The organism is Xanthomonas sp. XNM01, from assembly GCF_014851915.1.
Classification (GTDB): Bacteria; Pseudomonadota; Gammaproteobacteria; order Xanthomonadales; family Xanthomonadaceae; genus Pseudoxanthomonas.
On the sequence record NZ_JACVAP010000004.1, the window covers coordinates 496,344 to 522,073 of the forward strand.

General features: G+C 71.5%; 18 protein-coding genes. 10 read left to right on the forward strand and 8 right to left on the reverse strand.

Annotated features, from left to right (window positions below; translation table 11 throughout):
* Positions 1–51: 51 nt before the first annotated feature.
* A complete protein-coding gene (locus IB242_RS16330; protein WP_192281904.1) occupies positions 52–1,128 on the forward strand; it encodes a 3-deoxy-7-phosphoheptulonate synthase in 1,077 nt (358 codons plus the stop codon).
* 208 nt (positions 1,129–1,336) lie between these two features.
* The gene (locus IB242_RS16335; RefSeq protein ID WP_192281906.1) at positions 1,337–2,764 is read left to right on the forward strand and encodes a serine hydrolase domain-containing protein; all 1,428 of its coding nucleotides are present in this window, start codon (positions 1,337–1,339) and stop codon (positions 2,762–2,764) included.
* Positions 2,765–3,059: 295 nt separating this feature from the next.
* Here the strand turns inward: IB242_RS16335 and IB242_RS16340 are convergent, their stop codons facing one another.
* From IB242_RS16340 to IB242_RS16350, 3 genes are read right to left on the reverse strand one after another with little or no spacing between them, the layout of a single operon-like run.
* A complete protein-coding gene (locus IB242_RS16340; RefSeq protein WP_192281909.1) occupies positions 3,060–6,176 on the reverse strand; it encodes an efflux RND transporter permease subunit in 3,117 nt (1,038 codons plus the stop codon).
* Positions 6,177–6,207: 31 nt separating this feature from the next.
* Entirely contained in the window at positions 6,208–9,333 is a 3,126-nt protein-coding gene (locus tag IB242_RS16345) for an MdtB/MuxB family multidrug efflux RND transporter permease subunit (RefSeq protein ID WP_192281911.1), read from the reverse strand.
* Positions 9,330–10,514 carry an MdtA/MuxA family multidrug efflux RND transporter periplasmic adaptor subunit gene (locus IB242_RS16350; protein ID WP_192281912.1) on the reverse strand — a complete coding sequence of 395 codons (1,185 nt, stop codon included), beginning with the start codon at positions 10,512–10,514 and terminating at the stop codon, positions 9,330–9,332. The genes IB242_RS16345 and IB242_RS16350 overlap by 4 nt, the downstream gene beginning before the upstream one ends.
* 483 nt (positions 10,515–10,997) lie before the next feature.
* On the opposite strand from IB242_RS16350, the gene glnE reads away from it, so the two are divergent.
* On the forward strand, positions 10,998–13,826 hold the full coding sequence (glnE, locus tag IB242_RS16355; protein WP_192281915.1) for a bifunctional [glutamate--ammonia ligase]-adenylyl-L-tyrosine phosphorylase/[glutamate--ammonia-ligase] adenylyltransferase: 2,829 nt from the start codon (positions 10,998–11,000) through the stop codon (positions 13,824–13,826).
* A 280-nt stretch (positions 13,827–14,106) separates the two neighbouring features.
* On the opposite strand, the gene IB242_RS16360 is transcribed toward glnE, so the two are convergent.
* Entirely contained in the window at positions 14,107–15,075 is a 969-nt protein-coding gene (locus IB242_RS16360) for a mitochondrial fission ELM1 family protein (RefSeq protein ID WP_343237161.1), read from the reverse strand.
* A 123-nt stretch (positions 15,076–15,198) separates the two neighbouring features.
* On the opposite strand from IB242_RS16360, the gene IB242_RS16365 reads away from it, so the two are divergent.
* The 6 genes from IB242_RS16365 (at position 15,199) to IB242_RS16390 (ending at position 20,297) form a co-directional block, all read left to right on the forward strand.
* Positions 15,199–15,789: a malonic semialdehyde reductase gene (locus IB242_RS16365; protein WP_192281920.1), complete on the forward strand. Its 591-nt coding sequence runs from the start codon at positions 15,199–15,201 to the stop codon at positions 15,787–15,789.
* Positions 15,790–15,851: 62 nt separating this feature from the next.
* Positions 15,852–16,547, forward strand: a complete 696-nt coding sequence (locus IB242_RS16370) for a YceI family protein (RefSeq protein WP_192281924.1) — start codon at positions 15,852–15,854, stop codon at positions 16,545–16,547.
* Between the two features lie 125 nt (positions 16,548–16,672).
* Positions 16,673–16,870 carry a zinc-finger domain-containing protein gene (locus IB242_RS16375; protein WP_192281927.1) on the forward strand — a complete coding sequence of 66 codons (198 nt, stop codon included), beginning with the start codon at positions 16,673–16,675 and terminating at the stop codon, positions 16,868–16,870.
* A 136-nt stretch (positions 16,871–17,006) separates the two neighbouring features.
* On the forward strand, positions 17,007–18,122 hold the full coding sequence (locus IB242_RS16380) for a glycosyltransferase (RefSeq protein WP_192281930.1): 1,116 nt from the start codon (positions 17,007–17,009) through the stop codon (positions 18,120–18,122).
* Positions 18,100–19,419: an O-antigen ligase family protein gene (locus IB242_RS16385; protein ID WP_192281933.1), complete on the forward strand. Its 1,320-nt coding sequence runs from the start codon at positions 18,100–18,102 to the stop codon at positions 19,417–19,419. Before IB242_RS16380 ends, IB242_RS16385 begins: the two co-directional genes overlap by 23 nt.
* Entirely contained in the window at positions 19,419–20,297 is an 879-nt protein-coding gene (locus tag IB242_RS16390; protein ID WP_192281936.1) for a lipid A biosynthesis lauroyl acyltransferase, read from the forward strand. Before IB242_RS16385 ends, IB242_RS16390 begins: the two co-directional genes overlap by 1 nt.
* Here IB242_RS16390 and lpxL read toward each other — a convergent pair.
* Positions 20,288–21,214 carry an LpxL/LpxP family Kdo(2)-lipid IV(A) lauroyl/palmitoleoyl acyltransferase gene (lpxL, locus tag IB242_RS16395; protein ID WP_192281939.1) on the reverse strand — a complete coding sequence of 309 codons (927 nt, stop codon included), beginning with the start codon at positions 21,212–21,214 and terminating at the stop codon, positions 20,288–20,290. The two genes, IB242_RS16390 and lpxL, sit on opposite strands and share 10 nt — an antisense overlap.
* A gap of 141 nt (positions 21,215–21,355) precedes the next feature.
* On the opposite strand from lpxL, the gene waaA reads away from it, so the two are divergent.
* Positions 21,356–22,702, forward strand: coding sequence for a lipid IV(A) 3-deoxy-D-manno-octulosonic acid transferase (waaA, locus tag IB242_RS16400; RefSeq protein WP_192281942.1), 1,347 nt, complete (start codon positions 21,356–21,358; stop codon positions 22,700–22,702).
* Between the two features lie 93 nt (positions 22,703–22,795).
* Here waaA and IB242_RS16405 read toward each other — a convergent pair whose 3' ends face one another.
* The 3 genes from IB242_RS16405 to IB242_RS16415 all read right to left on the reverse strand — a co-directional run bounded on the left by IB242_RS16405 (position 22,796) and on the right by IB242_RS16415 (position 25,689).
* Positions 22,796–24,157 (reverse strand): TolC family outer membrane protein, encoded by a 1,362-nt coding sequence (locus tag IB242_RS16405; RefSeq protein WP_192281947.1) that lies wholly within the window; start codon positions 24,155–24,157, stop codon positions 22,796–22,798.
* 80 nt (positions 24,158–24,237) lie between these two features.
* The gene (locus tag IB242_RS16410; protein WP_192281950.1) at positions 24,238–24,900 is read right to left on the reverse strand and encodes a protein-L-isoaspartate O-methyltransferase; all 663 of its coding nucleotides are present in this window, start codon (positions 24,898–24,900) and stop codon (positions 24,238–24,240) included.
* Positions 24,901–25,029: 129 nt separating this feature from the next.
* The gene (locus tag IB242_RS16415; protein ID WP_192281953.1) at positions 25,030–25,689 is read right to left on the reverse strand and encodes a TetR/AcrR family transcriptional regulator; all 660 of its coding nucleotides are present in this window, start codon (positions 25,687–25,689) and stop codon (positions 25,030–25,032) included.
* Positions 25,690–25,730: the final 41 nt, after the last annotated feature.

Genomic DNA, 25,730 nt, shown 5'->3' on the forward strand with positions numbered 1-25,730 from the left:
TCGCCAGTCTCCGGCGGGAAGCCGAACACCCGATTCCCAGGAGCATGACCCATGGCACCCCACACCGACGACCTGCGCATCCGCCGCATCGATGCGCTGGTCCAGCCCGCCGAACTGATCGCGCGGCTTCCCTGCGACGAGTCCGCGTCGGACACCGTCGCCGACAGCCGGCGCGCGCTGCACGCGATCCTGCACGGGCAGGACGACCGTCTCGCCGTCGTGATCGGGCCCTGCTCGATCCACGATCCGAAGGCCGCGCTCGAGTACGCGCGCCGGCTGCGGCCGCTGCGCGACACGCTCGGCGACGCGCTGGAGATCGTGATGCGCGTGTACTTCGAGAAGCCGCGCACCACGGTCGGCTGGAAGGGCTTGATCAACGATCCGCACCTGGACGGCAGCTTCGACATCAACCACGGCCTGCACCTGGCGCGCTCGCTGCTGCGCGAGATCAACCTGATGGGCCTGCCGGCCGGCTGCGAATACCTGGACACGATCTCGCCGCAGTACATCAGCGATCTGGTCGCCTGGGGTGCGATCGGCGCGCGCACCACCGAGAGCCAGATCCATCGCGAGATGGCCTCCGGCCTGTCCTGCCCGGTCGGTTTCAAGAACGGCACCGACGGCAACGTGCGCATCGCCGCCGATGCGGTGATGGCCGCCTCGCACGCCCATCATTTCCTGGCCGTTACCAAGGACGGCCGCTCGGCCGTGGCGACCACCGCCGGCAACCCGGACTGCCACGTGATCCTGCGCGGCGGCAAGACGCCGAATTACGATGCGGCCAGCGTGCAGGCCGCCAGCGAGGTGCTGTCGAAGGCCGGGTTGCCGACGCGCCTTATGATCGATGCCAGCCACGCCAACAGCGGCAAGAATCCGGACAACCAGCCGGCGGTGATCGACGACATCGCGCGTCAGATCGAGGCCGGCGATGCGCGCATCGTCGGCGCGATGGTCGAAAGCCATCTGGTCGGCGGGCGCCAGGACCTGATCGACGGCCGGGCGCCGACCTACGGCCAGAGCATCACCGACGGTTGCCTGGACTGGGAGGCGTCGGTGGCGGTGCTGGAGCGGCTGGCGGCGGCGGTACGCATGCGGCGCGCGCAGCGCGAGGACATCGCGGCCGCCTGACGCGGTTGCGCCGGAGCAGCGCGGCAGCACCCGGCATACCGCGGCTCGCGAAGCGCGTGTGATACTCGCCCGCGGTCCACGCATGGCGTGCACCGGCACGCCGCGCGGGAACGGAACGACCACGCGGCCTGGATGGCCCGGCTGCGCTCTGGCGTGCACGGGCCGCGCGTTCCGCTGCAGAGGCCGGCCGATGCGTCTGATCCGCCCGATGGCGATGCTGCTTGCGTGCGCGTTCCTGCAGCCCAGCGTGGCATCCGCGGATGAGGGTCTGTCCGCGGCGCTGACCGCGCAGCTGGAGCACAACCGGGTGCGCTACGGCATCGCCGGGCAGGCCCTGCTGGTGATCGACGATGGCCGCGTCGTGTTCTGCGGCGTGGATGGGCTGGCCGACGTGGGCACCGGGACGCCGGTCGCGGCCGACCACGTCTTCGCCGGCTACTCGCTGAGCAAGCTGTTCGTCAGCGTGCTGGTGCTGCAGCTGGTCGAGCAGGGACGGGTGGACCTGGACACCGCGGTCGGTACCTACGTGCACGGGTTGCCTGCGCACTGGCGCTCGATCGCGGTCCGCGATTTCCTCGACCACACCTCCGGCGTACCGGAGTACTTCGACCCGCAGCACGACGACAACGCCGCGCTGGAGACGTCCCTCCCCGCCACGCTGGACGCGGTCTGGGCCGCCCTGGCGGACCGGCCACTGGCGTTCGCGCCCGGCACCGACATCCGCTACACCCAGACCAACTATCTGGTGCTGAGCGCAGTGCTGGTCGCGCAGTACGGCATGCCGTATCCGCGGATCGTCGATGAGCGCCTGCTACGTCCGCTGCGGCTGCGCCACACCTGGCTCGGCCGGCCGCAGGCCCCCGTCCAGGTGGTGACCCGGTACACGGGCCGGCAGGGACGGCTGGCAGAGGCGCCGGACATCACATGGCCCGACTACGCCATGGGCCATGCCGGGCTCCACATCACGCTGGACGATCTCGGGCGGTTTCTGCAGGCGGTGAACGCGGGCGAGCTGGTCGATCGCGCGGTGCTGCGCAGGGCGTGGCAGCCACGCACATTGCCGGATGGACGCCGCGGCTGGTTCGCAGGCGGATGGGAGCAGGGCCGGAGCGGTGCGTACCGGCTGCTCGGGCACGATGGCGGCGCGCAGGTGCGCGTGCGGATCGTGTTCGACGAGGCGCAGCAGGACGGCGGCTGGATCATTGCCTACCTGACCAATGGCAGCGCGAAGAACGTGTGGTCGCGCACGCTGGTGGACGGGGTGATGGCGCGGATCGCGCCGGAGCGGTTCCCGGTGGAAGCCTTGAGCGAGTCACTGCAGGATGTCGCGCTGCGCGTTTCCGAGGACGGCGACGTGGAGGCACAGGCTGCTGCGATCCGCGCGTCGACGTCGCTGGACGACGCGGCGCTCGAGCGCGCAGTCAACAACGCCGGCTACGGCATCCGCGAGAACTTCGGGACCGGGCCGGCCCTGCGGGTGTTCGCGCTGAACACCGTGCTGTTTCCCGCATCGGCCAACGCCTGGGACAGCCTGGCGGAAACGCATGCGCTGGCGGGCGACGCGGCACGGGCGCAGCAGCTGTACGAGCGCGCCCGCACGCTTGCATCACCTGGTGCGCCGGCGGTGCGGCAGTAGGCGCTGTCCGCGCTTCCGGGAAAGGACGACTGGCACGGATGAGTCCGCTTCGGGCGCTTCCTGCCGATGCGCGGCAACGTGTCATCGCCCGTCCGTGAGCGCGCGCTGCACATCGGCTCACGGAACGCGGATCAGATGGAGGCGTAAGCGGATTCCAGCGCGCGCGGCCCCGGCTGCCCGTGCGTGCGGTTTCAGAAACGCACGCATCCGTCCTGCACCGCGCTCCCGCTCTCCGCCATCTGCCGTCAGGGCATGCTCGCGACGGCGCTCGAGGCGCGTCGCGGAGGAGCCGGGCTCAGCGCTCCTGCGGCGCCGCTTCCGGCACGGCGGCCGGGCGCGTCCAGCGCAGCCGCAGCCGCGCCAGCGCCAGGTAGATCGCCGGTGTGGTGTACAGGGTCAGCACCTGGCTGACGGCCAGGCCGCCGACGATGGCCAGGCCCAGCGGCCGGCGCATCTCCCAGCCTTCGCCGGTGGCGATCATCAGCGGCAGCGTGCCGAGCAGGGCGGCGATGCTGGTCATCAGGATCGGCCGGAAGCGCAGCCGTGCGGCCTCGTGGATGGCGGTGTGCGGGTCCTTGCCCCCGCGCTGCGCGGACAGGGCGAAGTCGACCATCAGGATGGTGTTCTTCATCACCACGCCGACCAGCAGGAACAGGCCGAGCATCGAGATCAGATTGAGTTCGCTGCCGAACCAGATCAGCGCGACCAGCGCGCCGACGCCGGCCGACGGCAGGCTCGACACGATCGCCAGCGGCAGCACGTAGCTCTCGTAGAGGATGCCGAGGACGATGTAGACCGCGACGATCGCGCCCAGGATCATCCACAGCTGGCGGTCGCGCAGCTTCTGCAGGCCGTCGGCCGCATCGCCGTGCCGGGCCTGGATCGCGACCGGCAGCATCAGCTGCGCGAGCGCGTCGTCGATGGCGACCATCGCGTCCTCCAGGCGCACGTCCGGCGCCAGCGCGAAGTCGACGCTGGTGCTGGCGAACTGCTGGCGATGCTGCACGCGGTCGTTGGCCATGCCGTAGCGGTAGCTGGCGAAGGCCGACAGCGGCACCCGGCGGCCGTCGCCGGCGATCGCGTAGACCCGGTCCAGCGTGTCCGGCGTCTGCGTGTAGCGCGGGTCCAGTTCCATCACCACGCGGTACTGGTTGAGGCTGTCGTAGCGGGTGGCGACCTGGCGCTGGCTGAAGGAGTTGTCGAGCACGTCGGCGATCGTGCGCACGTCCACGCCCAGCCGGGCCGCAGCGTCGCGGTCGATCTCCAGCACCACCTGGCGCGCGCCTTCGTCGCCGGCCGCTTCCACGTCGGTCAGCTGCGGCAGTTTCGACAACGCATCCTGGATGCGCGGCGTCCACAGCCGCAGCAGGTCGAGGTCGTCGGACAGCAGGCGTAGGTCGTACTCGCCGTTGTCGCCGCCGCCACCGCCCAGGTTGATGTCCTGGTCGACCCACAGGCCCATGCGTCCGCCCGGAATCTGCGGCATCTGCGGGCGCAGGCGGTCGATGATCTGCTGGCTGGCCACGCCGCGCTCGTGCAGCGGCTTGGCCTGGATCAGGATGAAGGCGTTGTTGACGCCGCTGCTGCCGCCGACGAAGCCGCCGATCTCGGCGATGCCTGGATCGGACAGCAGCAGTTGCCGGTACTGCGCCAGTTTCGGCTGCATCACCTGGAACGACAATCCGTCGTCGCCACGGGCGAAGCCGCGCAGCTGGCCAGTATCCTGGCGCGGCACCACGCCCTTGGGGACCTGGCCGAACAGCCAGATGTTCAGCCCGACCACGGTGACGAAGCCCAGCAGCATCGCCGGCAGGAAGCGCAGGGTGGCGTCCAGCGAGCCGAGGTAGCCGTCGCGGATCCGGTCGAAATGACGCGTCGCGAAGCGCGCCAGCGGATTGCGCGCGGGCGGCGCATCGTTGGCGGCGGCCGCATCGCGCCGGCGCAGCAGGCGCGCGCACAGGCTGGGCGTGAGGCTCAGCGAGACCAGCAGCGACACGCCCATCGCCGCGACCAGGGTGATCGAGAACTCGCGGAACAGACGCTCGACGAAATCGTCCAGAAACAGGATCGAGATGAACACCACGGCCAGCGCGATGTTCATCGACAGCAGCGTCGCGCCGACCTCGCCGGCGCCGCGCAGTGCGGCCTGCAGCGGCGGCTGGCCCTGCTCGAGATGCCGCGAGATGTTCTCCAGCACCACGATCGCATCGTCCACCACCAGCACCGTGGCCACGATCAGCGCCATCAGCGACAGCGTGTTGAGCGAGAAGCCGAGCATCCAGATGATCGCCAGCGCGCCGGCCAGCGACACGGGAATCGCGAAGGTCGGCAGCAGCGCCGCGCGCAGGTTGCCGAGGAACGCCAGCACCACCAGCACGACCAGCGCGATCGCCAGCAGCAGGGTGACCTGGGCCTCGCGCAGGGTGGCGCGGATCACCGGCGAGCGGTCGACCACCACGGTCATTTCGGCCGCAGCCGGCAGCAGCGCGCGCAGCACCGGCAGCTGCGCGTGGATCGCATCGACGGTCTCGATGATGTTGGCCTGCGGCTGGCGGTTGATCACCAGCAGGATCGCGTCGCGCTCGTTGTGGAAGCCGGCCGCGTAGCGGTCCTCGGTGCCTTCGCCGACATTGGCCACATCGCCCAGCCGCACCGGGCGGCCGTCGCGCCAGGCGATCAGCAGGTCGCGGTAGTCCTGCGCGGTGCGCAGTTGCAGGTTGGCCTCGATCTGCCAGCGGCGTTGGCCTTCCTCGACGCTGCCCAGCGGACGCAGCGCGTTGGCGTCGCGGATCGCACCGGCCACTTCGTCCAGCGCCAGGCCCTGGTGATTCAGGGCGTTCGGATCCAGCGACACACGCACCGCCGGCAGCGAGCCACCGCCGATGTTGACCTGGCCCACGCCGGGAATCTGCGCCAGCTTCTGCGCGATGATCGTGGCGGCCACGTCGTAGAGCTGGCCGCGCGACAGCGTGTCCGAGGTCAATGCCAGCGCCATCACCGGCGCCTGCGAGGGATTGATCTTGCGGTAGGTCGGCAGGCCGGGCATGCCGCTGGGCAGCTGGCTGCGCGCGGTGTTGATCGCGGCCTGCACGTCGCGCGCGGCGTCGTCGATGTCGCGGCCCAGGTCGAAGCGCAGGTCGATCCGCGCCGAGCCCTGCGAACTGCTGGAGCGGATCTCGGTGACGCCGGGGATCGTGCCCAGCGCGCGCTCCAGCGGCGTGGCCACGCTGGCGGCCATCGTCTCCGGGCCGGCGCCGGGCAGGCGCGCGTCGACGTTGATCGCCGGGTAGTCGACCTGCGGCATCGGCGACACCGGCAGCATCGCCCAGGCCAGCGCGCCGGACAGCAGCACCGCCACCGCCAGCAGCACGGTGCCGACCGGGCGTTCGATGAACACGCGCGACAGGTTCATGCCGCGCTCCGGCGCAGCGCGTGGGCGTGCGTCATGCCGGCTCCAGCCCGGCGTCGGACGTGGTGCGGCGGCGCCTGGAGAGACGATCGAAGAACAGGTAGATCACCGGCGTGGTGAACAGGGTCAGCACCTGGCTGACGATCAGGCCGCCGACCATCACCAGGCCCAGCGGCTGGCGCAGCTCGGCACCCGAACCGCTGGACAGCATCAGCGGGATCGCGCCGAACAGCGCCGCCAGCGTGGTCATCAGGATCGGCCGGAAGCGCAGCAGCGCGGCCTGGTGGATCGCCTGCTGCGGGGCCATGCCCTGTTCGCGTTCGGCCTCCAGCGCGAAGTCGATCATCATGATCGCGTTCTTCTTGACCAGGCCGATCAGCAGGATGATGCCGATCACCGCGATCAGGTCCAGGCTGCGGCCGCTGAGCAGCAGCGCCAGCAGCGCGCCGACGGTGGCCGAGGGCAGGGTGGAGAGGATGGTGATCGGGTGGATGTAGCTCTCGTAGAGCACGCCCAGCACGATGTACATCACCACCACCGCGGCCAGGATCAGCCACAGCGTGGACGACAGCGAGTTGCGGAACGCGTCGGCCGCGCCCTGGAAGCGCAGCTCGATGCTGGGCGGCACGTCCATGTCGGCGCGCACGCGCTCGACCGCGGCCACCGCCTCGCCGAGCGAAGCACCGGGCGCGAGGTTGAACGACACCGTCACCGCGGGGAACTGGCCGACATGGTTGACCAGCAGCGCGGACGACTGCTCGACCACGCGCGCAATGCCCGACAGCGGCACCTGCTGGCCGTCGGCACCCGGCACGCGGATGCGGCCGATCGCATCGGGACCGAGCTGGAAGTCCGGCCGCGCCTCCAGCACCACCCGGTACTGGTTGGACTGGGTGAAGATGGTCGAGATCTGGCGCTGGCCGAAGGCGTCGTACAGCGCATCGGCGATGGAACGCACGCTGACGCCCAGGCGCGCGGCGGCGTCGCGGTCGATCTCGATCCAGGCCTGCAGGCCCTGGTCCTGCAGATCGCTGGCGACATCGGCCAGCGGCCCGGCCTGACCCAGCTGCTCGACGATGCGCGGCGTCCACTGCGCCAGCAGCGCCGCGTCCGGCGTAGTCAGCACGAACTGGTACTGGGTGCGGCTGATCCGGTCCTCGATGCCCAGCTCCTGCACCGGCTGCAGGTACAGGGCAATGCCCGGCACCTGTGCCGCGCGCCCGCGCAGGCGTTCGATCACCTCCAGCGCACCGGCATCGCGGTCGGCGTGCGGCTTGAGTTCGATCAGGAAGCGGCCGCTGTTGAGCGTGGCGTTGCTGCCGTCCACGCCGATGAAGGACGACACGCTGGCCACGTCCTCATCCTGCAGGATCGCATCGGCCAGCGCCTGCTGGCGCTGCGCCATCGCTCCGAAGGACACCGACTGCGGCGCCTCGCTGATGCCCTGGATCATGCCGGCGTCCTGGATCGGGAAGAAGCCCTTGGGGACAGCCAGATACAGCAGCACGGTCAGCGCCAGCGTGGCGACGGTGGCGACCAGCATCGTCGGCTGGTGGCGCAGTACCCAGACCAGGCAGCGGTCGTAGAACCCGATCACGCGGTCGAAGTAATCGCCCTGCTGGTGCGACTCTTCATGCGCTGCATGTACATCGCCGTCCTCGCCGTCGCGGCGGGTGGCGTGGCCGGCGCGCAGGAAACGCGCGCACATCATCGGGGTCAACGTCAGCGACACCACCAGCGAGATGCCGATGGCCACCGCCAGGGTGATCGCGAACTCGTGGAACAGCCGGCCGACGACATCGGCCATGAACAGCAGCGGGATCAGCACCGCGATCAGCGACAGGGTCAGCGAGATCAGGGTGAAGCCGATCTGTTTCGCGCCTTTCAGCGCCGCGTCCATCGGCTTTTCGCCGCGCTCGATGTGGCGGGCGATGTTCTCCAGCATCACGATCGCGTCGTCGACGACGAAGCCGGTGGCGATGGTCAGCGCCATCAACGTCAGGTTGTTGAGCGAGAAGCCGGCCAGCAGCATCACCCCGAAGGTGCCGACCAGCGACAGCGGCACCGCGATGCTGGGGATGATCGTGGCCGGGATGTTGCGCAGGAACACGAAGGTGACCATCACCACCAGGCCGATCGCGATCACCAGCTCGTGCTGGACGCCGCGGATCGAGGCGCGGATCGATTCGGTGCGGTCGCTGAGCACCTCGACGTCGACGCCGGCCGGCAGCGTCGCCGACAGCTGCGGCAGCAGCTCGCGCACGCGGTCGACCACCTCGATCACGTTGGCGCCGGGCTGGCGCTGGATGTTCACCAGGATCGCCGGGGTGCGGCCCGACCACGCAGCCAGGTGCCGGTTTTCGGTGCCGTCGGAGATCTCGGCCACGTCGCCCAGGCGCAGCGGCGCGCCGTCGCGCCAGGCCAGGATCAGCGCGCGGTATTCCTCGGGCGAGGCCATCTGGTCGTTGGCGTCGAGCAGGATCTGCCGCACCGGGCCGTCGAAGCTGCCCTTGGGCGCATTGACGTTGGCCGCGGTGATCGCGCTGCGGATGTCGCCCATGCCCAGGCCGTTCGAGGCCAGTGCGGTGGGATTGACCTGCACGCGGACCGCCGGCCGCTGGCCACCGGCCAGGCTGACCAGGCCGACGCCGGGCACCTGCGACAGGCGCTGGGCCATGCGCGTGTCGACCAGGTCGTAGACCGCCGGCAGCGCCATCGTCTCCGAGGTCACCGCCAGGGTCAGGATCGGGGTGTCTGCCGGATTGACCTTGCGGTACACCGGCGGCGTCGGCAGGTCGTTGGGCAGCAGGTTGCCGGCGGTGTTGATCGCCGCCTGCACCTCCTGTTCGGCCACCGCGAGCGATACGTCCAGCGAGAACTGCAGGGTGATCACCGAGGCGCCGGTCGAACTGGTCGACGACATCTGCTTCAGGCCCGGAATCTGGCCCAGCCGGCGCTCCAGCGGCGCGGTCACCGCGCTGGTGGTCACGCCCGGGCTGGCGCCCGGATACAGGGTCAGGATCTGGATGACCGGGTAGTCCACCTGCGGCAGCGCGGCCACCGGCAGCAGCCGGTAGGCGATGACGCCCGACAGGGCCAGCGCGAGCATCAGCAGCGTGGTCGCCACCGGCCGCAGGATGAACGCGCGCGAGAGGTTCATGCGTCGCCCGCGTCGGCCGGCGCGGCGCTGTCGGCCGGGTCCTCGACGATCTGCACGTCGGTGCCGTCACGCAGGTTGTCCAGGCCTTCCAGCACCACGCGCTCGCCTGCCTCCAGGCCTTCCAGCACCGAGATCTTTCCGCTTTCCGACGCGCCCAGGCGCACCGTACGCATGGTCGACTTGCTGTCCTCGCCGATCACGTAGACGAAGGTGCCCCTGGCGCCGAACTGCACGGCCGCATCGGGAATCACCAGCGCCTGGCGGTCGCTGACCTGCAGCCGGATGTTGACGAACTGGTTCGGGAACAGGCGCTCGTCGGCGTTGTCGAAGCGCGCGCGCAGGCGCAGCGTGCCGGTGGCGGTGTCGATCCGGTTGTCGAGGCTGGCGAGGGTGCCGCTGGCCAGCAGCTGGCGCTCTTCGCGGTCCCAGGCTTCGACCGGCAGGGCGGCATCGGCCTGCACCGCATCCAGCACCGCCGGCAGCTCGGCCTCGGGAATGGTGAACAGCACGCTGATCGGCGTGGTCTGGGCGATGGTGGCGATGCCGGCTTCGTCGCTGCTGCGGACCAGGTTGCCGACGTCGACCGCACGCAGGCCGACACGGCCGGAGACCGGCGCGGTGATGCGGGTGTACTGCAGCTGCAGGCGGGCTTCGTCGACGGCGGCCTGGTCGCTCGCCTGGCGGCCCTCGAACTGGCGCACGCGCGCCTCCTGGTTGGCCAGTTCCTGCGCGGACACGTAGTTGCCCTGTTGCAGGTCGCGGTAGCGCTTGAGCTCGCCGCGCGCGTTCTGCAGCTCGGCCAGGTTCTGCTGCTGGGTGCCCTCGGCCTGGGCCAGCTGGATCCGGAACGTGCGCGGGTCGATCTCGGCCAGCAGGTCGCCGGCGTCGACCCGTTGGCCTTCCTCGAAGCGCAGCGCGACCAGCTCGCCGTCCACCCGGCTGCGGACCGTCACCGTGTTCATCGGGGTCACCGTGCCCAGCGCCTTCAGGCGGACCAGCAGCGGCTCCTGCGACACCTCCGCGACCCGGACCGGGATCGCGCTCCGGCGCCAGTCCGGGCGTTCCGGGGTCTGCGTCCGGGTCTTCTGCCAGCCCCAGGCCACCAGTGCGATCAGGACGATGGCGATGACGGGCTTGAGCCAGCGGCGGGAGCGGGTGGTCGGCGGTACTGCAGGCGTCATGAAGGTTCCTGTCCGCCGCGAAGGCGGGCATCTGGGCCGGAAGGTGGGCGCCGCGCATGCGCAGGACGGTGTCGGACCGGGGGCACGACGGTGCTGCGGCTGGAAACGTGGCAACCGGCGATGATACAGCGGGGTCATGACACCGCTGGCCTGCCATTGGTACTGGTCAACCGCGGCGCGCATCACGCGTTGGGGCGAGGCGGCACGCCCCCGGATGCAGTGCTTCGATCACGTCGATCGTGGTGATACCGGTGTCAGTCTTGGATCAATGCCGTATTCATTTTCAGCCGTGAAAACAGCCCAAATTGAACCGCCGGGTGTTGTTTTGCACTGCAGCGTGCAAGGCTTCGGAGCGTGGGTCACGATGGCCCCGCATCCCGACGTGGGGGAGGGAGCAGGCCCGCTGGCAGTTCGCTGCAAGCGGGCTTTTTTATGCCCGGCATCCAGCGATGCCGGCTGCAGCCGGCATGCCACAATCGGCCGATGAGCGAGACAGCCCAGGCCCCCGCAGTGATCGACCGTCTTGGCGCACGTGCGCTGTCCACCCTGGGCAGCGCGTCGCCGCGGCACCAGGCGCTGCTCGCCGACGCCGGACTGGCCGCGCGGGTAGCCCGGGTTGCGGTCGCCAGCGAGTTCGCGATCGACACGCTGCGCCGGCAGCCGGCCCTGCTCGAGCACCTGGCTGCGCCCGACCCTGCACCGCTGCCCGCGCCGGTGCTCGACCCGGCCCTGCCATCGGCCTGGCCGAGCCAGCTGCGGCTGTGGCGCGCTGCCGAATCCACCCGCCTGGTCTGGCGCGACGTGCTCGGGCTGGACGACGTCGACGACACCCTGGCCGGCGCGACCCGGCTGGCCGAAGACTGCCTGCAGCTCGGCCTGCAGGCGCTGGAGGTCGAGTTCGCCTCCCGCCACGGCGTGGTCCGCGACGGCGAGGGCGCGGTCGCGCGGCTGGTCGTGTTCGGGCTGGGCAAGCTCGGCGGGGGAGAGCTGAACTTCTCTTCCGATGTCGACCTGGTCTACGCGTATCCGCACGACGGCGATTCCGACGGCGCCCGGCCGCTCGCGGCCGAGGACTACTTCGCCCGGCTCGGCCAGCGCCTGGCCCGCCTGCTGGACGAGGTCACCGGCGACGGGTTCTGCCACCGGGTCGACCTGCGCCTGCGTCCGTTCGGCAATGCCGGCCGCGTGGCCTGGTCGTTCGCGGCGATGGACCAGTACTTCCAGCGCGAAGGCCGCGACTGGGAGCGCTATGCCTGGCTCAAGGCGCGTCCGGTCGCCGGTGACATCGCCGCGGGCGAAGCCTGGCTGGAGACGCTGCGCCCCTTCATCTACCGGCGCTATCTGGACTACACCGCGCTGGACGGGCTGCGCGGGCTGAAGGCGGCGATCGTGGCCGAGATGCAGCGCCGCGACATGGTCGACGACCTCAAGCGCGGGCCGGGCGGCATCCGCGAGATCGAGTTCCTGGTGCAGTCGCTGCAGCTGATCCGCGGCGGGCGCGAGCCGGCGCTGCGGGGCCGCCAGCTGCTGCCCGCGCTGCGGGCGCTGGTCGAGGGCGGGCAGATCGCCACCGGGGACGGCGACGCGCTGGCCGAGGCCTATCGCTTCCTGCGCCGCCTGGAGAACCGCGTGCAGATGCTGCGCGATGCGCAGACCCACGCGCTGCCGGACGACCCCGAGATGCGCCTGCGGATCGCGCTGGGGCTGGGCCATGAGACCGTCGACGCGCTGGAGTCTGCGCTCGCGCAGCGCCGCGCGCAGGTGTCGGCCGAGTTCGATGCCCTGCTGGTGCCGCGCCGCGGGCAGGCCGCGCCGGACGCGCTGAGCCATTACTGGCGCGCGCTGCCACAGGGCGGCGAGGCGACGACGCTGGCCGATGCGGGCTTCAACGACGCGCAGGGCAACGATGCCGCGCTGCGCGATTTCGCCCGCGGCACCGGCGTGCGGGCGCTGTCCGACGCCGCGCGTGCGCGGCTGGACCGTGTGGTGCCGGCACTGCTCGCCGCGGCGGCGCGCTCGGCCCAGCCGGATGCGGCGCTGCGCCGGCTGCTCGGCCTGCTGCAGGCGATCCTGCGCCGGGCCAGCTATCTGGCGCTGCTGGACGAGCAGCCCAGCGCACTGGCGCGGCTGGTCGACGTGCTCGCACGCAGTGCGCTGCTGGCCGAGCGCATCGCGGCCTATCCGCTGCTGCTGGACGAACTGCTCGATGCACGCGTCGCCGGGCCGATGCCCGACGCCGAGAGCGTGCGCGCGGCCTGTGCCGCGGCGCTGGCGTTCGACGATCCGGAGAACGCGCTGCGCGCGCTCAACGAGGCAAGGCAGGCGCTCAGCTTCCGGGTCGCACTGGCCACGCTGGACCAGCGCCAGCCGGCGCAGGACAGCGCCCGCCAGCTGGCCACGATCGCCGATGCGGTCGTGCAGTCGGTGCTGCGCATGGCCTGGGCCGAGGTGGCCGGCGCGCATGGCGCGATCGCCGGCGGCCGCTTCGCGGTGATCGGCTACGGCAGTCTCGGCGGGCAGGAGCTCGGCTTCGGTTCGGACCTGGATCTGGTGTTCCTGTACGACGCCGACCCGAGCGCGCTGTCCGATGGTGCGCGGCCGGTCGAAGCCTCGCGCTGGTTCACCCGCCTGGCGCAGAAGATCGTCGCCCTGCTCGGCGCGGTCACCAGCGCCGGCAGGCTGTACGAGACCGACATGCGCTTGCGCCCCGACGGCGGCAAGAGCCTGCTGGTCTCGACCCTGGCCAGCTACGAGGACTACCAGCTGCATCGCGCGTGGACCTGGGAGCACCAGGCGCTGGTGCGCGCGCGCGCGATCGCCGGCGATTCGGCGCTGTGCGCGGAGTTCGAGCGGGTGCGCAGCGCCACGCTCGCACGGACGCGGGCGTCCGCGGCGCTGCAGCAGGACGTGGTGCAGATGCGCCGGCGCATGCGCGCGCAGCTCGATCGCAGCGATGCGGCGCGTTTCGACCTCAAGCAGGGCGCCGGCGGCCTGGTCGATCTGGAGTTCCTGCTGCAGGAGGCGGTGCTGGCGCGTTCGGTGGCCGCACCGACCCTGCTGGTGCCGCGCGATACCGGTGGCCTGATCGACGCGCTGGAAGTCGATGGCGGGCTCGCGCCCGACGAGGCCGCGGCGCTGCGTGGCGCGCATGCCGTGCTGCTGGATGCCGGGCTCACCTGCACGCTGGACCGGCGTCCGCGCCTGACCGCCGAGACCACCGGCCTGGCGCAGGCGCGCGCGGCGATCGCCGCGGCCTGCCGCGCGCACGGGCTCGACTTCGATGCGGCCGTCGAGACCCAGCCGATCGGCTGAATCCCGCCGGTGGATTCGCGGAGTGCGGCTGCGGCGCTGATCAGCTAACAGCTACCGGGTGCGGCTGGGCGATGGCACCCAGGATGCATCGTCGCCGCGCTGGATGGCGCTGGCGCCGGCGCGTCATCGGCAGGACCACGCATCGGCGGTGCGGTGCGCCGTGCGGATGTCGTCGCAGCGGGCCCGGAAGCGGTCGCGCCGCAGGCAGCACCGTCGACCGGCAGCGGGCCGCACGATCGGCGGCCACGCCAGCCGTCCCGGCAACGGAGGTGTGCGGGGATCAGCGATCGGGCAGGGGCAGCCGCTGCCGGATCTCGGCCGCCACGCGCGCGGTCTCGCGCAGTGGCTGGACCGCGAACGGCAGCAGGTCCGCGGAGAACGGCGCGATGCGCGCGCGCGCCTGCAGGTCGTCGATGAAGCGGCGCAACCTGCCGCGCGTGCCGTGCGGATCGAGCACGTGCACCGGGACTTCGGTCGCGCAGGCCTCGGACAGCATGTTGACCGAATCGGGCGTGCAGACGATCGCATCGGCCCAGGCCAGCAGGCCGGCATAGGGGTTGGTGCCCTGGCCATCCCAGCACTCGCCCGGATGCCGCGCGGCCATGTCGCGCAGCGCGGCCTGGACCGGGGCCGGCGTGCGTCGCGAGGTCGTCGCCAGCAGGCTGCCGCCGGCCTGCCGCAGCCGGGCATCGAGCGCGGCGAGCAGCCGCTCGAACGCGGATCGGTCCCAGGGAGCGTTGCGGGTCGGTCCGCCGACCAGCACCGCGATGCGGGGGCTCGGCAGCGCAGCGAACATGGCGAACGCCTGGCGGCCGGCGGCCAGCCACACCGCGTCGACCGGATGCAGGCTGCCGCTCAGGCCGATCACGTTGCCGCCGGACAGCCGGTCATGCGCCGGGGCGATCACCAGGTCCCAGTGCGCCGGATCCAGGCGTGGATCCAGGATCTGGATCGTGCGCGCGCCGGCCTCGCGCAGCAGGCGCGTGGCCAGCGCGCCCTGGCGGCCGCAGCCGATCGCCAGCTGCGGCGGCGTCGCAAGCGCGGCATGGAAAGTCGCGCCGAATGCGCGGCTGTCGCCCGGCAGCCGGCGCGGCGCGAACCAGCGCCACGGCGCGGCCGGCGCGAGCACGGGCGATTGCGAGGGCAGCCCCAGCGCCCGCGCGAGCGCCCGGGTCTGGCGGCGGTTGCCGGCATGGCCATCGGTGAGCAGCCATGTGCCCGGGCCTGGATTTTGTTTCGAAAACGGCACCAATTCGTTTCGATTCGGGTTAGCGCAACGGTCGCTGCAACACTCTACACTGGCCGCCAGATCCAGGGTGCCGACGCCGACCATGTCGCGGATGGAGACCCCACTGCCAGCAGGATGCCCATGATGTCGCAGCCCTTGAACGACGCCAGCCTCGACCAGTTGTTCCGTACCGCCCGCACCGCCAACGCCTTCCTGGACCGGCCGGTCGAGGACGCGCAGCTGCATGCGCTCTACGATCTGCTCAAGTGGGCGCCGACCTCGGCCAATACCAGCCCGGCGCGCTTCGTGTTCGTGAAGTCGGCCGAGGCCAAGCAGCTGCTCGCTCCCGCGCTGGACGAAGGCAACCGCGCCAAGACGCTGGCCGCGCCGGTCACCGTGATCGTCGGCTTCGACGAGGATTTCCACGAGAAGCTGCCGTACCTGTTTCCGCACGTCGACGCCAAGGCCTGGTTCGACGGCCCGCGCGATGGCCGCCATGTGCCGGCGTTCCGCAACGGCAGCCTGCAGGGCGCCTACCTGATCCTGGCCGCGCGCGCGCTGGGACTGGATGCCGGGCCGATGTCCGGCTTCGACAACGCCAGGGTCGATGCCGCGTTCTTCGCCGGTACCGCGGTCCGCTCCAACTTCCTGGTCAATCTCGGCTACGCCGACCCGGCCGGAACGTTCGCGCGCTCGCCGCGGTTGTCGTTCGACGAGGCCGCGCGCATCGCCTGAGCGGTGCGGCGTCCTTCGCTTCCTTCCGTCGTACCACCCACCCACGCTCCGGAGTTTCCCGCATGAAGACCACCCGCACCCTGCTGCTGCCGCTGGCCATCGCCCTGGCCGTCGCCGCCTGCGCCAAGCCGGCCGACGACGCCGCTGCTCCGGCCGCCGACGCGGCGCCTGCCGCCACCGCTCCGGCCGCCGAGGCGCCGGCTGCGCCGGCGACCGACGCCGCGCCGATCCAGGCCGCTTCGGGCACCTACACGATCGACCCGACCCACACCGACGTGCTGGCCCAGTGGACCCACTTCGGCTTCTCCAACCCCAGCGCGCACTTCGGCGCGGCCGAGGGCAGCATCGTCTATGACGCCGAGGATGTGACCCGGTCGTCGGTGCAGGTCACCCTGCCGCTGACCGGTCTGAACAGCTTCGTCAAGGATTTCGACGATCACCTGCGCAGCGCCGATTTCTTCGACGCCGGCAAGTTCCCGAGCGCCACCTTCAAGAGCACCAGCGTGCAGGCTGCCGGCGCCAACAAGCTCACCGTCACCGGCGACCTGACCGTCAAGGACATCACCAAGCCGGTGACCCTGGACGTGACCCTGAACGGTGCCGGCGAGCACCCGATGAAGAAGGTGCCGGCGATCGGCTTCGACGCCACCGCCACCATCCTGCGCAGCGACTTCGGCGTCGGTGCGTACGCGCCGAACGTCAGCGACGAGGTCAAGCTGCGCATCACCACCGAGGCGACCGCGGCGAAGGCCGAGTAAGCCGACGCGATCGACCGATGTGCCAGGACGCCGGTTCCGCATGGAGCCGGCGTCTTCGTTTACGGCGCTGGAAATGCCCGGCGCTGCTAGAATCCGTCCCAGCTTCCCGCCACGAACGACCCGCCATGACTGCCACCGCCACCGCGCCCGCCAATGCCGAAAAGCGCTACACCGTGCACCGCGCGGACCTGCCGCTGAGCTGCCCGACCCCGGAGATGGCGCTGTGGAACTCGCATCCGCGGGTCTACCTGCCGATCCAGGACGAGCCCAACGGCGAAGCGCTGTGCCCGTACTGCGGCGCGGTCTACGTGCTGGTCGACTGAGACCGCGCCTGGTGTCTGGCGGCGCCTGCCAGCCGGCTTCCGGGCGGTCCCCGACCGTCGCGTCCACCGTGTACGCGTCACGCCGCGCGCGGGCGCATGCCGCAGGCCCGGACCTGATCGTGGCCGTGGCCGGTCGATGCGCCGCCTGACCGTGGTGCAGCTGCTGCCGGCGCTGGACGCCGGTGGTGTCGAGAAATCCACCATCGAGATCGCCGCCGCGCTGGTCGCGGCCGGCCATCGCGCGATCGTGGTGTCCGCGGGCGGCCGCCTGCTTCCGGTCCTGCAGGCCACCGGCGCCGAACACCTGGCCCTGGACATCGGCCGCAAGTCGCTGCTGACGCTGCGGCATGTGCCGGCCCTGCGCCGGCTGCTGCGGCAGGTCGATGCCGACATCGTCCACGCACGCTCGCGCCAGCCGGCCTGGCTGGCGCGGCTGGCGTTGCGCGGCCGCCCCGCCGGCGCGCGGCCGCATCTGGTCACCACCGTGCACGGGCTCAACTCGCCCAGCCGCTACAGCGCGGTGATGGCCAGCGGCGAGCGCGTGATCTGCGTGTCGCAGACCGTCCACGACTACGTGCTGGCGCATTACCCGCGGACCGACCCGGCCCGGCTGCAGGTGATCGCGCGCGGCATCGATCCGGCCCGCTTCCCGCGGCACGCCTGGCCCGATGCGGGCGCGCGCGCGGCGGTCGCCGCGCGCCATCCTGCGCTGGCCGGGCAGGGGCCGCTGCTGCTGCTGCCCGGGCGTGGCACCCGGCTCAAGGGACATGCCGACGCGCTGGCGCTGCTGGCACGGCTGCGCGATGCCGGCAGCGATGCGCGGCTGTGGTTGCCGGGCGCGCGCCAGTCCGGGCGCGAGCGCTACATCGATGAACTGGAACGGCAGGCGGTGCGTCTGGGCGTCGCGCAGGCAGTGGCGTTCACCGAGCCGACCGCGGCCATCGTCGAGGCCTACGCCGCCAGCGACCTGGTCCTGCAGCTGTCACGCAAGCCGGAGGCGTTCGGGCGGACCGTGATCGAGGCGCTGGCGGTCGGCCGTCCGGTGCTGGGCTGGCGCCATGGCGGCGTCGGCGAACTGCTCGACGCACTGCAGCCGGCGGGTGCGGTGGCGCCGTTCGATGCGGATGCGCTGGCGGTCACGGCCACCACCCTGCTGCGACACCCGCCGGCGCTGCCGCCGGCCATCCCCCATACGCTGCAGGCGATGCAGCAGGCCACCCTCGATCTGTATGACCAGCTCGCCCGCCGCTGAACCACGCAGCCCTGCGCCGCGCTGGCTGCCCTGGTGGCTGCTGGCGATGGTCGCGCTGTGGCCGGTGCCGGGCATCGCCGAAGGCGTGCTGGCGCTGGGCGCGCTGGCGCTGGCGCTGCAGTTGGGCGTGCGGCGCCTGCGCGGCTGCCCCGCCACGCTGGGTGCGGGGCTGGCGCTGCTGACACTGGCGCTGTTCCTGGCGTACTGGCTGCCGCAGCTGCTGTCGGCGCCCGATGCGCTCGACGCGCGCCGCGCCTGGGGCGAGGTCGCCGGCGACCTGCGCTATCTGCCGTTCCTGTGGGCGGTGGCGCTGGCGGTCTCGGAACCGCAGGGCCGCGCCCGCGTGTTCACCGGCCTGGCGCTCATCGTCGCGGCCTGGGCGCTGGATGCGCTGGTGCAGGCGCTGTCCGGCACCAGTCCCTGGTTCTGGGCGCTGGATGCACTCGGCCGCGGGCTGGGATCGGATCCGTTGTGTCCGCTGCGGGAGGCCACGGCCGGCCGGCTCGGCGGCGCGCTCGGCGACTGCAATCCCAAGCTGGGGCAGGTCCTGGCCAGCCTGTCGCCGTTCGCGCTGTGGGTGGCGGGGCGGCGGCACGGCGCGGTCGCCTGGCTGGCCATGGCCCTCGCGGTCGGCGTGGTGATCCTGCTGGCGGGCGCGCGCGCGGCCTGGGTGACCTATGCCCTGGTCCTGCTCTGCAGCGGCTGGCAGCGGTTCGGTGCGCGCCGGACCCTGCTGCTGGCCGCGGCCGGCGCGCTGGCCGCCACCGCGCTGGCGCTCGCCTCGCCACAGATGCAGCAGCGGCTCGAGCGGACCGCGCAGGGATTGTCCGGCGATGCGGCCGGCCTGGATGCGGCGCTGTCCGGGCGCATGCGCATCTGGCAGGCGTCGCTGTGCATGGTCCGCGAACATCCGCTCAACGGCGTCGGCGTGCGCGGCTTCCGCGTCGCCTGGCCGGCCTGCGATCCGGCGGCGGAGCAGGCGCCTGCCTGGGGGGCGGGCGGCGCGTTCCATGCGCACCAGCTGGTTCTGGAGATCCTCGCCGAAACCGGCATCCTCGGCCTGCTGCTGTGGCTGGCCGGCGCGGCCACGGCCTGGCGCGCGTGGCGCCGGTCGGCGCCCGCGCAGCGCGAGCAGGCCCATCCGGCGATGCTGGCGCTGGGGCTGACCCTGTTTCCGTTCAATACGCACCTGGCGGTCTATTCGACCTTCTGGGGCGGCGTGGTGCTGTTGCTGGCCGGCCTCTATGCCGGCAGCCTGCTCGGGCCGCGCCATGCTCCGCTGCGGGACGCGCGCTGATGGCCTGCCTGCATGCCCGCTCGATGCGCGTGGTCGGCCGCCTGCTGGCCCGGCTGTCGCCGCGCGCGACCGTGCGCCTGGGCCGGCTGCTGTCGCGGATCCCGATGTTGAACGCCCGCCGCCGCCGGATCGCGGCGGCCAACATCGCCGCCTGCTTCCCGGCGCTGGACGCGGCAGGCCGACGCGACCTGGTCGCGCGCACGCTGGCATCCAACACCACCGGCGTGCTGGAAACACTGCAGGCCTGGTTCGCGCCGCCGGGACGGCTGGCCGGGCGCGCACGCATCGACGGTCTCGAGCACCTGCACGCGGCGCTGGCCGACGGGCACGGTGCGGTCCTGGTCTGTGCGCATTACGACGGCGTCGAACTGGCGGGACGCCATGTCGCCGAGGCATCGGGGGTACGGATGGTCGCGCTGGTGCGCCGCTACAACGATCCGTGCATCGAGGCCGAGGTGTCGGCCGGACGCAGCAGCTACGGCGGTGCCACCTACGACAAGAAGGACATCGCCGGCTTCGCCGACGAGGTCAGGGCCGGGCACGCGGCCTTCTACGTGCCAGACCAGGATGCCGCGCGGCGGACGGTGTTCGTGCCGTTCTTCGGCGTGCAGGCCGCGACGCTGGGAGCCATCGGCGGCGTGCTGCGCCGCAGTGGCGGCCGCGTGCTGCTGATGTGGTGCCACCGCGAGGACGACGGCCGGCAGCGGATCGCGCTGCAGCCGGCGCCTGCGACGTGGCCCTGCGACGACGATGCGGCCACCGCCGCCGGCTACATGGCCTGGGTGGAATCCTGCGTGCGGCAGGCGCCGGAGCAGTACCTGTGGGTCCATCGCCGGTTCAAGACGCGGCCGCCCGGCGAGCCGCCGTTCTACCGGTAGAGCGCGTTGTCGTCCTGGTCGGGCTGGCGCTTGAAGCGCCGGTGCAGCCAGAGGTACTGCTCGGGTGCGGCCCTGACCATGTCTTCGATCGCGGCCATCACCCGTGCGGTGTCGGCGGTCGCGTCTTTGGACGGAAACCCGGGGAAGGCCGGCGACAGGGTCAGTGTGTAGCTGCCGTCGTCGTGGCGGACGTGGGCGAAGCTCATCACCGCCGCGCCCGACAGCCGCGCCAGCTGGTGGGTGGAGGTGAGGCTGTAGGCCGGCCTGCCGAAGAACGGCACGTAGACGCTGTCGCCGCGCCGCGTGTCCTGGTCGGGCGCGAACCACAGCAGGCCGCCCTGCTTGAGATGCTTGAGCGCCGGGCGCAGCTCCTCGCGGGTGAACATCGCGGTGGCGTAGCGCAGGCGGCCGTGCAGCACGGCCCACTCCATCGCGCCGGTCTCGTGCGGGCGGTACATGCCGGCCAGCGGCGCGTGGTCGCACATCAGCCGTGCGGCCAGTTCCAGGGTCACGAAGTGCCCGGAGATGATGATCACGCCGCGGCCGCCGGCCCGCGCCGCGGCCAGGTGTTCCAGGCCTTCGACCTTGACCCGCCCCCGCATCGGCTCGACCGAGCCCCACCAGGCGCGCGCGAACTCGAACAGACCGATGCCGAACTGCTCGAAATTGCGCCGCAGCATGCGCTGCTGCTGGTCCGCGTCGAGGTCGGGATAGCACAGTTCGATGTTGCGCAGCGCCACCTTGCGGCGGCTGCCGAGCAGGCGCATCAGGACGATGCCGATGCCGCGTCCCAGCCCCTGCTGCACCGGCCATGGCAGCCGTGCGAGCAGGGCGCCCAGGCCGATGCCCAGCCAGGTCGGCCATTCGCGGGGCCCCAGCGGTGGGCGGGAGCCGGACAGGTGCTGATCGTTCGCCATGGTCCCGATTTTAGAGGCTGCGACGCGCGATGAGGTGAGTGCGCGGCGCCGGCACCGCCAGATCCCCACCCGCGACCGCCGACCACGGCATCGGCGTGGGTGCATGCACGGCGCCATGCCGGGCTCCGCTATGCTTCCCCGATGCGAAACGACATTGCCGAAAACGTACTGCGCGATCTCTATTCGGCGATGCTCTATGTGCTGTCGCCGCTGACCCTGTACCACCTGGTCTCGCGCGGTTTCCGGGTGCGCGAGTATTTCCGCCGCTGGGACGAGCGCTACGCCGCCTATGGTTCGGCCTGCCGCCCGCCCTGCGTGTGGCTGCATGCGGTCTCGGTCGGGGAGGTCAACGCCGCCGCGCCGCTGGTCAACGCGCTGCGCGCGCAGCGTCCCGACATCCGCTGGGTCATCACCACGATCACCCCGACCGGCTCGGAGCGGGTGCGCGCGCTGTGGGGCGACAAGGTCCGCCACGTCTATCTGCCCTACGACCTGCCGGGCAGCGTCGGCCGGTTCCTGCGGCATTTCCAGCCGAGCCTGGCGCTGATCATGGAAACCGAGCTGTGGCCCAACATGCTGTTCGGCTGCCGCGACCTGCGCATCCCGGTGTACATCATCAATGCGCGGCTCTCGGCGCGTTCCCTGCGCGGCTACCGGATCCTGCGGCCGCTGATCAAGCGCGCGCTGCGCACGGTCAAGCGCGTGGCCGCGCAGTCGGTCGCCGATGGGCGCCGCTTCCAGAAACTGGGTGCCGCGCCCGAGCAGGTGGAGGTGCTGGGCAACCTGAAGTACGACATCGACGTCCCCGACGGGCTGGCGGCGCTGCGGACCGCGTTCGGCGCTTCGCTCGGCGGTCCGCGCCCGGTCTGGATCGCCGCGAGCACGCACGAGGGCGAGGAAGCGGCGGTGATCGCGCTGCATCGGCGGCTGCGCACGCGCTGGCCCGACCTGCTGCTGCTGTGGGCGCCGCGGCATCCGGAGCGTTTTCCGCGGGCGCGGGCGCTGGCCGCCGATGCCGGCTGGCAGGTCGCCACGCGCCAGCGCGAGGGCTGGCCTTCCGCACGCAGCGACGTCTTCGTGGTGGACACCCTCGGCGAACTGATGGGCTTCTACGCCTGTGCCGATGTCGCCTTCGTCGGTGGCAGCCTGCAGGCGATCGGCGGGCACAACCTGCTGGAGCCGGCCGCGGTCGGCACGCCGGCGGTGACCGGGCCGCATCTGCACAATTTCGCGGAGATATCGCGGCGGATGGACGAAGCCGGGGCGGTGTCGATCAAGGCCGACGTGCAGGCGGTCGGCGATGCGCTCGAGCACCTGCTGGCCGATCCGGAGGCGCGCGCGCGCATGACCGGGGCCGGCAAGGCGTTGATCGACCAGGGCCGTGGCGCGCTGCAGCGCACGCTGGCGCTGATCGATGCGGACCTGCCGCCACCGCTGGCCGCGCCAGACCCCGGAGCCAGCGACGCGGACGCGCCGGCTGGCGCATGAAAAAACGGGCGCGCATCGCTGCGCGCCCGTCCTCGATTGCTCGTGGTGCCGGACCCGCCCGCGACGCGGGCCGGAACCGGCTGCACCGATGCCTTACTGCTGCGTGGCGCCGTTGCTCAGCTGCGATTCGGCGTCGACCGTCAGCAGCTGGTTGACCTCGCGCAGCTGGTCCACGCCCAGATCGCCGGTCGCCTGGCCGAGCAGAAGCCGGTTGAGCAGGAAGCTGTACTTGGCGCGGGCGTACTCGACCTGCGCCGAGAACAGCGTGCGCTGGTTCTGCACCACGTCCAGCACCGTGCGGGTACCGACTTCCAGGCCGACCTGCGATGCGTCGTAGGCGCTCTGCGCGGACACCACCGCCAGGCGACGCGCCTCGACCTCGCTGATACCGGCGACCAGCGCCTGGTAGATGTTGCGGGTATTGCGGTCCAGCAGGCGGCGCTGCTGCTCGTAGCGGTCCTGCGCGATGTCGCGCTGGGCGATCGCCTGGCGCACGCGCGACTGGGTCGCGCCGCCGGAGAAGATCGGCACGCTCAGCGACAGGCCGATGCTCGAGCCGGTGGTGTCGCCCGCGCCGCTGCCGGTGCTGACGGTGTCGCCCCAGGCCGCGTCCTTGCCGTAGCTGCCGCTCAGCGACAGCGTCGGCAGGTGGCCGGCGCGTGCGGTCTGCACGCTGGTGTTGGCGGCATCGGCCTGCAGCTGGATCGCGCGCAGGGCCGGGTTGTTGTCGATCGCGGTGGCGACCCAGGCGTTGGCTTCGGTGTGCAGGGCCGGCAGCTCGGGGCGGAAGTCCTCCGGCAGCGCACGCAGGTTGCGGACCGGCTGGCCGGTCAGCGACGCCAGCGCCTGGTAGGCATCCTCCAGCGCGTTGCGGGCGAGGATGGTGTTGGCGCGCGCGTCGTCGTACTGGGCGCGGGCCTCGTGCACGTCGGTGATCGGGGCCAGGCCCACTTCCAGGCGCTTGTCGGCATAGTCGAACTGGCGCTTGCCGGCCGCTTCGTTGGTCTCGGCGGCGGCCAGCGATTCGATCGCCACCAGCACGTCGAAGTACGCGCTCGCGGTGCGCACCATCAGGTCGTCGTTGGCGGCATCCAGGGTGAAGTCGGCGGCCTGGCTCAGCGAACGCTGCGCGCGCAGGGTCGAGAACTGGCCCCAGTTGAACAGGGTCTGGCTGGCGCCGACGCTGTAGTTACGGCTGGTGCTGGTGCGGGTGCCGGAAAGCCCTTCGAACTCGGTGCGGCTGCGGCGGAGGGTCGCATCGCCGGACACCTGCGGCAGCAGTGCCGCGCGGGCCTGCACGGCACCTTCCTTGTCGTTGAGCGAAGTCGACTCGGCGATCGCCAGTTCGGGGTCGCCGCTGCGGGCCATCTCGTAGGTCTGCAGCAGGTCGGCGGCGCTCGCGTAGGCGGGGACCAGGGCGGCCGCCAGGGCCAGGACGAGGGAACGGCGGATCATTGCGGCTTCCTTTCTAGGAGATGCGGCCCGGCAGCGGGGCGCCGGGATGGGGACGGGACGCGACCGGCGCTGCGCCGGCCTCAGAAGCGGAACTGCGGCACCGGCTCGGCGCCCTGCAGGTAATCCAGTTCGGTTTCGAACAACGATTCGACGGCCGCCGCGTTGACATCGCCGCCGTGGCGGACCAGCACCGCTTCCATCACCGGCGCCTGGCCGCGGACCACGAACAGGCGGCCACCCGGGCGCAGCCACTGCAGGAAACGGGCCGGCAGCTGGGCGACCGCAGCGGTCACGCAGACCACGTCGAACTGGCGGTCGGTCGTATACTGCAGCGCGTCGGCGACCTCGACCCGGACATTGGTGCCCAGGCCGGTGGCGTCGAGGCGCGCGCGCGCGGCGGCGGCCAGTTCGGGATGGATCTCGAGGCTGACGACCTCGCGTGCGAGCGCGCCCAGGCAGGCGCTGAGATAGCCGCTGCCGGTGCCGATCTCGAGCACGCTCTCGCCGCCCTCGACCTTCAGCGCCTGCAGGGTGCGGCCCTCGATCACCGGCTTCATCATGCGCACGCCGTGACCCAGCGGCAGTTCGATGTCGGTGTAGGCCAGCGCGCGGTGCGCGTCCGGCACGAAGGCTTCGCGCGGCAGGCGTGCGAGCACGTCCAGCACGCTCATGTCCAGCACGTCCCACGGGCGGATCTGCTGTTCCACCATCAGTTCGCGGGCGTGGGCGTAATCGATCGTCATGGCAAGGGTCATCCAACGCGGGAGGCCGGGCATTTTACCGGGGCCGGGCCCGTCTGTACGGATACAGCATGGCCGCCGCGACGGGCGGCCACGGAGTGCCGGAAGTCACCGCGACCAGGGGCAGGGCGCTCAGCCGGCATGGGCGCGCAGGAAGAAGTCCACCGTGGCGTCGATATGCCGCGCCACCTGCTCCGGGCCATGGTCGATGCACAGGCCGCAGGTCAGCATCGGATGCAGTTCGCCCTTGAGCAGGCAGAAGAACTGCGAGGAGGCCAGCGGCACGTCGTCGATCCGCAGCTGGCCCTGCTCGACCCGGTCCTGCAGGAAGCGCGCGAACACCTCCTGGGTGCGGCGCGGGCCGGCCTCCCAGAACAGCTCGCGCAGGCCGTTCTCGGCGGTGCCGGGCATGCTCATCATGCGGTGCATGCTGATCGCCTCGTCGCTGGTGATCAGCATGAAGAAGGCATGGCCGATCGCCTTGAGCTGGTCGCGCAGCGAGCCGGTGGGCGATGGCAGGAACAGGTCGTCCGGCAGCACTTCCTGGCATTTGGCGACGATCGCCGCCGAAAACAGCGAATCCTTGTCGCCATAATGGCTGTAGACGGTGAGTTTGGAGACCCCGGCCGCGGCCGCGATCTGGTCCATGCTGACGCCCTGGTAGCCCTGCTCGAGGAAAAGGCGCTTGGCCGCTTCCAGGATCGCGGCGCGCTTGCCCATGTCCTTCGGGCGGCCCGGGCCTGCCTGCCTGGCAGGCGTGCTGGCGTCGTTGGAGGTCGGCTGGCGAGTCATTCCGCTAATACTAGACTGTTTGGTTTTCTATTTATACCATA

Excerpts from the sequence above, each read along its gene's own strand:
- IB242_RS16375 (WP_192281927.1), top strand. The coding sequence starts at position 16,673 with ATGACTGCCACCGCCACCGCGCCCGCCAATGCCGAAAAGCGCTACACC.
- IB242_RS16390 (WP_192281936.1), top strand. The coding sequence starts at position 19,419 with ATGGCCTGCCTGCATGCCCGCTCGATGCGCGTGGTCGGCCGCCTGCTG.
- waaA (WP_192281942.1), top strand. The coding sequence starts at position 21,356 with ATGCGAAACGACATTGCCGAAAACGTACTGCGCGATCTCTATTCGGCG.
- IB242_RS16340 (WP_192281909.1), bottom strand. The coding sequence starts at position 6,176 with ATGAACCTGTCGCGCGTGTTCATCGAACGCCCGGTCGGCACCGTGCTG.
- IB242_RS16405 (WP_192281947.1), bottom strand. The coding sequence starts at position 24,157 with ATGATCCGCCGTTCCCTCGTCCTGGCCCTGGCGGCCGCCCTGGTCCCC.
- IB242_RS16330 (WP_192281904.1), top strand. The coding sequence starts at position 52 with ATGGCACCCCACACCGACGACCTGCGCATCCGCCGCATCGATGCGCTG.
- lpxL (WP_192281939.1), bottom strand. The coding sequence starts at position 21,214 with ATGGCGAACGATCAGCACCTGTCCGGCTCCCGCCCACCGCTGGGGCCC.
- IB242_RS16380 (WP_192281930.1), top strand. The coding sequence starts at position 17,007 with ATGCGCCGCCTGACCGTGGTGCAGCTGCTGCCGGCGCTGGACGCCGGT.
- IB242_RS16415 (WP_192281953.1), bottom strand. The coding sequence starts at position 25,689 with ATGACTCGCCAGCCGACCTCCAACGACGCCAGCACGCCTGCCAGGCAG.
- IB242_RS16335 (WP_192281906.1), top strand. The coding sequence starts at position 1,337 with ATGGCGATGCTGCTTGCGTGCGCGTTCCTGCAGCCCAGCGTGGCATCC.
- IB242_RS16345 (WP_192281911.1), bottom strand. The coding sequence starts at position 9,333 with ATGAACCTCTCGCGCGCGTTCATCCTGCGGCCGGTGGCGACCACGCTG.
- IB242_RS16370 (WP_192281924.1), top strand. The coding sequence starts at position 15,852 with ATGAAGACCACCCGCACCCTGCTGCTGCCGCTGGCCATCGCCCTGGCC.
- IB242_RS16350 (WP_192281912.1), bottom strand. The coding sequence starts at position 10,514 with ATGACGCCTGCAGTACCGCCGACCACCCGCTCCCGCCGCTGGCTCAAG.
- IB242_RS16385 (WP_192281933.1), top strand. The coding sequence starts at position 18,100 with ATGACCAGCTCGCCCGCCGCTGAACCACGCAGCCCTGCGCCGCGCTGG.
- IB242_RS16365 (WP_192281920.1), top strand. The coding sequence starts at position 15,199 with ATGTCGCAGCCCTTGAACGACGCCAGCCTCGACCAGTTGTTCCGTACC.
- IB242_RS16410 (WP_192281950.1), bottom strand. The coding sequence starts at position 24,900 with ATGACGATCGATTACGCCCACGCCCGCGAACTGATGGTGGAACAGCAG.
- glnE (WP_192281915.1), top strand. The coding sequence starts at position 10,998 with ATGAGCGAGACAGCCCAGGCCCCCGCAGTGATCGACCGTCTTGGCGCA.